The organism is Streptomyces nanshensis (assembly GCF_001751255.1).
In the GTDB taxonomy this organism is placed as follows: domain Bacteria; phylum Actinomycetota; class Actinomycetes; order Streptomycetales; family Streptomycetaceae; genus Streptomyces; species Streptomyces nanshensis_A.
Genome location: NZ_LJGW01000086.1, coordinates 1 through 8,080, shown reverse-complemented (window position 1 = coordinate 8,080; position 8,080 = coordinate 1). Strand labels below are relative to the sequence as shown.

The following is an 8,080-nucleotide window of genomic DNA, read 5'->3' as shown; positions in this document are numbered from 1 at the left end:
TGACCCGCGCTCACGCGCAGCCGGAACCGGCGCGCGGCCCGCGGCGGCTCCGGCCGGCTCCTCTGTACGGTCTCGCCTGCCTGACCCGCCGGGGACGGCCAGGGCGGGCCCACGGCGGGACGGTCCGGCGGCGCGCTCCAGGTCCTCGTCCGGTCCGGCCTGGCCAACTGCACCCGAGGTGCACGCACGCGCGGACGCGGATGCCGTCGGACGCTCCGGGCGACACGGGCCGGGGCCCGGGTCGTTGGGCCAGACACCACGGTGACTGAGACGGCCGCCGCACAGGCTCACCGCGCGTCTCACCACCACCGCGCGGGGACAAGGAGGAGTGCGATGCCCAAGAAGACCGGTACCGAGGATCCCTACGGCTACGACTCCCAGAGCGGCACCGTCCGCGTCCGGCAGCACGACCTGGAGCGGCTGCTGCTGGAGTTCCGTTCGCTGGTCCGCGCACAACCAGCCGGCAGCTGGGAGCACATGAGGGACTACGACCTGTCCTTCGAGCGGCTGGCCGACGCCGTCGACGCCTCCGCCCAGGCCCAGCAGGGCGCCCGCTGGAAGGGCCCGGACCTCCGGATGCGCTGTACCACCGGCGACGCCGTCTACGACTGGCCGGAGGGCTCCCCGTACGACGGCGGGACGACCGTCACCTGGAACATCCCCGGATACGGCTCACACGCCACCCCCGACGACGAACACCTGTCGATCCACGCGCTGTGCGGCTTCCACTGGGCCCAAGGCGAGGGCCGCACCGTGAGCGGGCTGCCGGACTGCCACGAATGCCGACGCGAGATCCAGCTCGGCGCCGAACGCCCCCGCGACAGCCGGTGACCACGTCACGCAGCGTGGTGCGAGAGCGGGCCCGCCGGCCCGACGCGTAGGCCCGACACGAGACCGACAAGGCGAGGCACCCGGCGGTGTGGTGCCCGCGTGGAAGCTGGCGGCACCAGCAGGGCGAGGAAGGACGAGCCGCGACGAAGCCCGCGGCACCAGACGACGAGCGCGGAGACGACGGGACCGGCACCAGCGGCGCGGGCGCCGCGGGCCCTGCTCGGGCGGTGAGCGACGTACGCCCGGCCGTGTTGGGCCCGCTGCAGCCTCCGCTCACCATCCCGCCTCCCACCGCGGGACGGCGGCCGACATCACCGGGCGTCCCGCGGGCAGGAGACCGCGTGCATCACGCGTGCATCAGCTGCGGAAGGAGAACCGCGCGGTCCCCGGGCCGGCGCCGCCGCCCTGCTTGCCGTCGTGGTCCCAGGTGCCGGCAACGACCCTCACGACGTCGTCTTCACGGACGTCGAGCGGGTACGTCTGGCTGTTGCCCTCCCCCCGGACCATGCTGACCGTGTCCTTGCGGACGACGTCGGTCCAGACGGTGACGCGCACGCCCCGGCCGTCCTTCTTGAGGTCCTTGATCGTGAGCTTGTTCCCGTTGTCCTGATACTGCACGGAGCCGCTGCCGTCGCTGAGGTAGTGGGGAGCCTCGTCGGCGGCCTGGGCAGTGGGGGCACTGCCGACAGCGGCGCACAGAGCCAGGAGGGATACGGCTGCAGTGGAGGCCATGCGCGTGCCGGGCCGGCACAGAAGCGTCTTCATAGTGATCCTTCTCCGTCGTGATCCGTCCGCCGGGCATGTCCCGCACGGACGTGGATCGGGAGACGGTAGGAACAACCACCTGTGGACAGAATCCAGCACCCGACAGCCCCGGGCAGCGCGCGACCACGCGACGGACGACGACGCCAACGCCCGTCGGGACCACGGCAGTTCACCGCAGCCGACAGCACCGGACGAGCGGGCCGGCGGCCAGGCGCGAGCAACGAGCATCCGGGGCGGAGCAGCCGNGGAGCAGCCGGGCGCGCGCGGAGCCGCAGGAACGGCCAGCAGCCGGGTGCGCGGCGAGCAGCGGGTGCGACGACCACGGCGCGGGGCGACAGCCGACAACTCGGCGCGCGGGAGCGGGAAACAGCGGCGCCGAGGCCGGGAGCAGCAGCCGCAGGCGCGAGCCACGAAGAGCAGTGCGGCCGGCCGAACCGCGGCGCAGTGCGCGCGGCCCGGCGGAGACCGTCTACTCGGCCTGGGCGGCGGCCAGTTCGGCCCGCCGTCGCAGCTGCGCCTGCCCGGCGGCTGCGCCCGGTGGTGTGGTGCTCGCGTGGATGCCGGCGCCGGGCCTGCCTGCCTCTTTCAGCGGTCCGTGCCGGGGGGTGCGGTGCTGTCCAGCAGCACGGTGCCCGGCGTCTCGATGCGCAGCGGCACGGTGCCGTCGGGCCGCACGAGCCGGTCCTCGGCATCGTCGGGGTCGACGAAGACCAGGAAGGCGCCGTCCAGTTCGTCGAGGCAGGCGAAGACCCGGATGCCGCAGTTCTCGAGGTAGGGCACCCCGTCGTCCTCGACCTTCGGGTGGAAGAGCGCGTTGCGGTTCGCCTGCGCGCACTCCCTCTCGTCCGGGAAGCGGTAGCCCGGCGGAAGGATGCGCGTCCGGCGGCGGCGGCCGATGGTCTCGTCGTAGACGCAGTGGCCCTCGTCCGGGCGGCTGTCGCCGTCAGGGCCGTAGTAGAGCTGCACCGCCTCATGGTCGTCATCAGGCGGCTCGTCCGGCACGTCGTGATCGCAGGCGGTGTTGTCCCAGACCCCGCGTACGTACTCCGCGAGGGCGGCCATCGCGGCGTCCTCGTCCCGCCAGAGCGTCACCTCGTCCTCGTGGCGGTCCCAGCGGCGCAGCACACACACCCGGCCCGGCGTCCTCTCCACGAGGGCCGCGGCGGCCTGCGACGGCAGCGGCCGGCCGGCGTGCTCGGCGAGCACCGCGGTACGGGCACGCTCCAGCACCTCCCGCTGGCGTCCGGACAGATCGGCCTGCCCCCCGTCCTCCCACAGGTCCGCGGCGGTCTTCACCAGGCACTCGACCTCCAGCGGGTCGAAGAGTTCAGCGATCACGAACGTTCCCCTTCTCGGTGGTGGTGGCCGGACAGCGGCAGATCCTGGACTCCCCCGGGCTGCGCCGGAGCGGAATCCCGGCCGCAGCCGGCGCAGCGCGGCTCGCCCGCGTACACGCGGCGCCCGCAGGAGCAGTAGGCGAACAGGCCCGCGTCCAGGGCGAGCTGCTCGAAGACCTCGAAGTAACGGCCGTCCAGCTCTGCGTGGACCGTGGCCACGGCATCGGCGAGGGTTTCCCACTCCTGGCTCACGTGCTGCTCCTCCCTGAGTCCTGCTGCTGCCTTGTCTGGAGCGGCTGCGCACCGGCGGGCACCTCCGGCGCGGGCCGGACGGCGTCGAGCTGAGCGGCCAGAGCCGCTCCGGCGGCGCGCACCGAGGTCAGGGCGTGCCAGACGGTCGTGGCGGCCGTCGGCGGCCGGTAGAAGTCGGTCTCTTCGGTGAGGGAGCACAGAAGCGGGCCGCCGTAGCGGCCCCGTACGACCGCCCCGGGCGGAACTCCGCCCGCAGGCGCTCCAGCAGCCGCTCGGAGAGCTTCACTCGGCCTGCACCGCACGCAGGTCGTCGAGCATCTGCTCCTTCTCGGCGTCGAGCTTCTTCAGATCGATGCCGAAGTGCTCGGCGAGCAGCTCCTTCAACTGCTGCCCGGACACCGGGATGTGGACCGACTCGGAGTCGTCGGGCTCCATCGGGCAGATGTGGTCCGGCACGGTGCGCATCAGCTGGATGTCCTTCTCGCCGACCGCCTCCAGGAAGCGGTAGACCGCCTGCGAGGTCTCCTTGACCTTGGTGAGCTTGTCGTGCTCGGGATACCGGCTCTCGGGCGCGGCGACGGTCTCGTTCGTGATGGTGCTCATCGTTGCCTCCAGTGCTTGGTGGTGATGCGCGGGTCGATGCTCAGGTCGCCGAACTCGGCGGTGCCGGGGGGCCGCTCGGGGATCGCTTGGGCGGTCCCACCTGCTTGAGGGCCTTGATGACCTCTTGCTCCGCGAGGTACATGGCCCGTGACGCGGCGGCGTAGATCTGGGTCTCGTCGTCGGGGTCGGCCAGCGTCACCTCTTCGCGGATGCCCTCCACGTACTGCTGCTCCCGTTCGAGGCAGGCGGGGCAGTCCCCGTTGCACTCGTCGTTGGAGGTTCCGTCGTCGTAGATGTGCGCCACGACTTCGCGTCGGGCGCCGTGCTCGTTGGACTGTTCGCTCATCGGTGCCGCCAGGATCTGTCGGTGGTGTGCGGGTCGATGTGGCCGTCGCGGACGGCCTGCTCGTAGCCCTCCTCAACGTCGTCGCCGATCGGGTCGTCGACAGGGTCGTACGGGCGCCCGCGCCGAGGAGGCTGCCGATGCCGGTTTCAGCCCTCCAGAACCGTGAGCAGAGCCGCAAGATCCTCGGCCCGCTCTTCGTTGACGTCTGCTTTCGCCTCGTCGTACGCGCCCCAGTCGGCCCAGGAGGAAGACGCCTCACCCCTCTGACGGTCCGGGTCGACCGCGGTCAACCGGGCCTGCCGCGCAGCCTCGCGCTCCCGGATCTCCTGCACCAACGAGCGGTGGACAGTGGCCACCCCCGCGGCCACATTCACGGGCCGGACGGCGTCGAGCTGAGCGACCAGAGCGGCGCCGGTGGCGCGCACCGAGGTCAGGGCGTGCCAGACCGCGTCGGCCACCGTGCCGCCTGCCGTCGGCGGGCCGTAGAAGTCGATCTCTTCGGTGAGGGAGCACAGACGCGGCCCTCCGTCGGGCAGATCGAGGACGATCAGGGCCTCGTGCGCGTTCAGCGGGACGATGCCCAGCGGCTCCGCCCAGGAGACCACCTCCGCCGCCGCGCCCAGCAGGCCGTCGACGTCGCGCCAGTCGAACTCCCATGCGTCCTCCATGGGGTCGGCCTCACCCCATGCTTCGAGGACGTCGAGCAACCATCCGGCGTAGGGCATGCCCCTCCTCAGTACCGCACGACCCCATGTCAGGACGTCGTGCCCACCGTTCTCGTCGCCGCAGTCAGCGGCGGATGTACCAGGCCCATCCCAGCGCGGCCGTCGTGGTGGTCATCGGAACGTCCACCACCCCTCATAGCCCTCTGGGGCCTCGGGGGCGCCGTCGGTGGCGTGGAAGTCGTCCAGCATGGGGCGCAGCAGGGCCAGGTGCTTGTGCATGCCCTCAAGGCTCTGGCCTGGTCCCCAGTAGTTCACGCCGTCCCAGCGGGCGACGCAGTCGCCGCCGTAGCGGCCGTCGTCGTGCGCTTGAAGGAACTCCTGGGCGGTGGGCTCGGTCTCGCGGCGCTTGGACGCCCAGAGAGTCCCGATGCAGGCGCGGGTGATGCCGTCCTTCCGGCGGAACCACACGGCGTCGATCCGTCCCCGGTAGAAGCGCCAGTCCCTGCCGGTCTCCAGGGTGCCGCGCAGGCTGTCCAGGTTCACGGCGTACGGCTTGTGGGAGAAGACAAACGTCTCTCGGCGGTTCACTGCGCCCCCTCAGCTCCGCACGACTCCATGTCAGGACGTCGTGCCCATCGTTCGTTCTCGTCGCCGCAGCTCAGTCAGCGGCGGATGTACCAGGCCCATCCCAGCGTGGTCTCCGTGCTGTGCTGCAGTTCAGCGGTCACCCTGGCCGCGCTGGAGGGAACGTCCGACGGGCGGTAGCCGATCGGGCCCCGTTCCATCGCGTTCGCGACGGCGGCCTCGAGCGTCAGCCCCTCCCCCGTCACGTCCGAGTGCTCCTCGCCGTGGCGAATCTCCTGGGCCACCGTGAAGACCTGCATAGAGCGTCCTTCCGACCTGCACTACTGGGTCTTCGAGGGAGCGGGACACCCCCAACCCTCATGGCATAATTTACCTTAGAAGGGGTTCATAGTCAATATTTGCATCCGCCGGTTGCACAACTCGACACCAAGACTGACCTGCGAATTCGCACGAAAGTCGCCGTGCTCCACAGACCAGTCGCCGCGCGCCGCCTGACCTGGATGGGATGGGCAGATCTCAGCGGGGGCGTCGCCGGCGACGCACGCACCGGACGCCAAGTAGCTCGCGAATCCTCCGTAAGAAGCCGTGCAACACGGGAAGCGGACCAGCAGCGCAGAGCAGCCACCACCCGACACGTAGCGCAGGCACTCACACCGGCGCGGCACCCGGGAGCCAGGGCGGCGGAGGGCGGCGCGGGTAGCAACCGGGGCCCGGCGGGCCTCCTCGTGCGGCGGTCGTCGAGACGCACCTGCCGGCAGCGACACAGCGCGGCTCGGGCGGTGCCCGGCCCTGAGCCGTCACTGAGGCTCTTCACCGGGCGCACCGCAGCGGCCCCGGGTCAGGAGGAGCGCCGCGGTCGGTGACGGCAGCGCCGCACGCGTAGCACGGGCGCGCCACGGAAGGGCCTGCCCCCGGTCCTTCTGGGGTGCAGGCCCTTCGCGGTATTGCGGTGGCGACTAGGGCTTCCTCGACCGCGCTGCAAGGGGAGTCCGGTCGGTATCCGCCACCTGCTGAGGTACAGCCGCTCGCGGGGCCCACCAGCAGATGGTGGTGGGATCGCGGAATGCGCGCCCTTTATCAGACGAGGTAGTCACCGAAAACCCAGCCCTTGGTGCCCGAATGGACTCCGGACGTGACCTTGCCGTAGTACCAGGGCGTGTATGTACCGGAGACGTGGCTGCAGTAGACGTAGAAGTTCGTCCCCTTGCCCAACTGCCCCTTCGAGTAGTAGCCCGTGGACGGGCCGTTGCGGAGGTTCACACCCGACGTGCGAATGTCTTCCTTGTGGTTCGAGTCGTTGACGTTGCATTTCGACGACCCGACCTTGGTGGAGGCAGGGGTGGTGTCGCTGGCCACGGAAGCGGTTGCCGAGACCAGCGTGCCGCCCAGTGCCAGAACTCCGGCACCAGCGGTTATGGCCATTCGACGCGTGAAAATCCTCATCCCATGTCTGCCCTTCTCTCCTGCCCGCCCAGCCGGCCCGGGCAGACGCGGGTGGACCGTAGAAACACCCACCTGTGGACAGAAACCCGCAATCTACGTGCCCCACGACAGCAGCAGAAAAGCCCCAAACCTCACGAACCAGAACGCGGCCGGCAACCGGCACCGGCAGGCGGACAGGCCCGGGCAGCGGCACGGCCCACGACGACGTTGAGGAGCCACACGACAGCGCGGGCGCCCGCTCCCCCACCGCAGACGGTGCGGCCAGCGCGAGCGCGGGGGCGGCCAGCACGCGACGCACGGGCGACGCGCGCCTGGGCGCACTGCGGCATGGACGGCAGCCCCCCCGCACCCAGGACGGCGCGCTGCCGTGATGCGAAGACAGCAGGCGAGGGCAGCTCCTGCCCAGCAACCCGGATCGCCTCGATGCGAGGATGACCGCGTGGATGAGTCCCTGGAATACCTGGCTCGTGTTCAACAGCTGCGGCGCGAGCGGCTCACCGGCAAACGACGGATGCTCTTGCTGGACAGCGGGGCCCCAGCCGGATCCCACGTTCGCCCCGACGAGTGGCGCGTCATCGAGGAATTCGACGGCTACGAATGGAGAGCAGTCGGCCTGGCGCCGAACTACCCCTCAGCCGCCGCATACGTCCACCGACAGCACCCCCAAGCCTGACGCCCCCACGAGCACGCCCACCAGGCGAGCGCAGCACGCACACCCGGCGCACCGCGAATCAGCGGCGGCGGGAGCGGGGACGCTCGCGGGGCCGGGCTGTCGTGGGCCGCGGCGCGCGTATGCACGACGGGGAACGGCGAGCACCGGCGGGTACGGGCCCCCGTCGCAGCGACCGAGCAACCGCGCCCGCACCGTGGTGTCGCCGAACGGCGCAGCGCGGCCGGAGCGCCCCGAAGTGCCAAGTGCGCAGCGGGGAGCAGCGGCCAGCTCGGGGTCGGGCCCCCTCATGCGCGACAAGCCGGACGGCACGGGCGCGTGCCACGCAGTTCGTACNGCCACGCAGTTCGTACGACGAGCACGGTGAACGGGGCGCAGCTGCGACGTATGAGCTGGGCACCCGGCACCAGCCGGTCGGCTAACAGCTTGCGCGACGCAGCAGCGCGCGGGGCGAGGCGACGGGACCGACGCAGCGGCAAGCGGGCGCGGGGCGCGGAGGCCGGAGCGCGCGGCGGACCACGACGAGCACCAGGAGCCAGCGGCGCGAGCACGAACGCGAGGGCGGCCCCCGCAGTCCGAGCCC

General features: G+C 71.4%; 11 protein-coding genes. 2 read left to right on the top strand and 9 right to left on the bottom strand.

Annotated features, from left to right (window positions below):
• The first annotated feature begins 333 nt into the window (after positions 1-333).
• Positions 334-831: a hypothetical protein gene (locus AN218_RS04205; protein ID WP_244900254.1), complete on the top strand. Its 498-nt coding sequence runs from the start codon at positions 334-336 to the stop codon at positions 829-831.
• Between the two features lie 357 nt (positions 832-1,188).
• Here AN218_RS04205 and AN218_RS04200 read toward each other — a convergent pair whose 3' ends face one another.
• The 9 genes from AN218_RS04200 to AN218_RS04155 all read right to left on the bottom strand — a co-directional run bounded on the left by AN218_RS04200 (position 1,189) and on the right by AN218_RS04155 (position 6,644).
• Positions 1,189-1,596, bottom strand: a complete 408-nt coding sequence (locus AN218_RS04200) for a hypothetical protein (RefSeq protein WP_070015260.1) — start codon at positions 1,594-1,596, stop codon at positions 1,189-1,191.
• A 585-nt stretch (positions 1,597-2,181) separates the two neighbouring features.
• Positions 2,182-2,934 (bottom strand): hypothetical protein, encoded by a 753-nt coding sequence (locus AN218_RS04195; protein WP_070015259.1) that lies wholly within the window; start codon positions 2,932-2,934, stop codon positions 2,182-2,184.
• A complete protein-coding gene (locus tag AN218_RS04190; RefSeq protein ID WP_070015258.1) occupies positions 2,931-3,185 on the bottom strand; it encodes a hypothetical protein in 255 nt (84 codons plus the stop codon). The genes AN218_RS04195 and AN218_RS04190 overlap by 4 nt, the downstream gene beginning before the upstream one ends.
• Positions 3,186-3,467: 282 nt before the next feature.
• The gene (locus AN218_RS04180; protein WP_070015256.1) at positions 3,468-3,788 is read right to left on the bottom strand and encodes a hypothetical protein; all 321 of its coding nucleotides are present in this window, start codon (positions 3,786-3,788) and stop codon (positions 3,468-3,470) included.
• Positions 3,789-3,828: 40 nt separating this feature from the next.
• Positions 3,829-4,134, bottom strand: a complete 306-nt coding sequence (locus tag AN218_RS04175) for a hypothetical protein (protein ID WP_070015255.1) — start codon at positions 4,132-4,134, stop codon at positions 3,829-3,831.
• A 146-nt stretch (positions 4,135-4,280) separates the two neighbouring features.
• Positions 4,281-4,859: a hypothetical protein gene (locus AN218_RS35955; protein ID WP_070015254.1), complete on the bottom strand. Its 579-nt coding sequence runs from the start codon at positions 4,857-4,859 to the stop codon at positions 4,281-4,283.
• A gap of 111 nt (positions 4,860-4,970) precedes the next feature.
• Complete coding sequence (locus AN218_RS04165) at positions 4,971-5,387, bottom strand: hypothetical protein (protein WP_070015253.1); 417 nt, start codon at positions 5,385-5,387, stop codon at positions 4,971-4,973.
• A 74-nt stretch (positions 5,388-5,461) separates the two neighbouring features.
• Positions 5,462-5,683, bottom strand: a complete 222-nt coding sequence (locus AN218_RS04160) for a hypothetical protein (RefSeq protein ID WP_070015252.1) — start codon at positions 5,681-5,683, stop codon at positions 5,462-5,464.
• Positions 5,684-6,461: 778 nt separating this feature from the next.
• On the bottom strand, positions 6,462-6,644 hold the full coding sequence (locus AN218_RS04155) for an SH3 domain-containing protein (RefSeq protein ID WP_107421352.1): 183 nt from the start codon (positions 6,642-6,644) through the stop codon (positions 6,462-6,464).
• A gap of 622 nt (positions 6,645-7,266) precedes the next feature.
• On the opposite strand from AN218_RS04155, the gene AN218_RS35950 reads away from it, so the two are divergent.
• Positions 7,267-7,500 carry a DUF6087 family protein gene (locus AN218_RS35950; RefSeq protein WP_141747451.1) on the top strand — a complete coding sequence of 78 codons (234 nt, stop codon included), beginning with the start codon at positions 7,267-7,269 and terminating at the stop codon, positions 7,498-7,500.
• Positions 7,501-8,080: the final 580 nt, after the last annotated feature.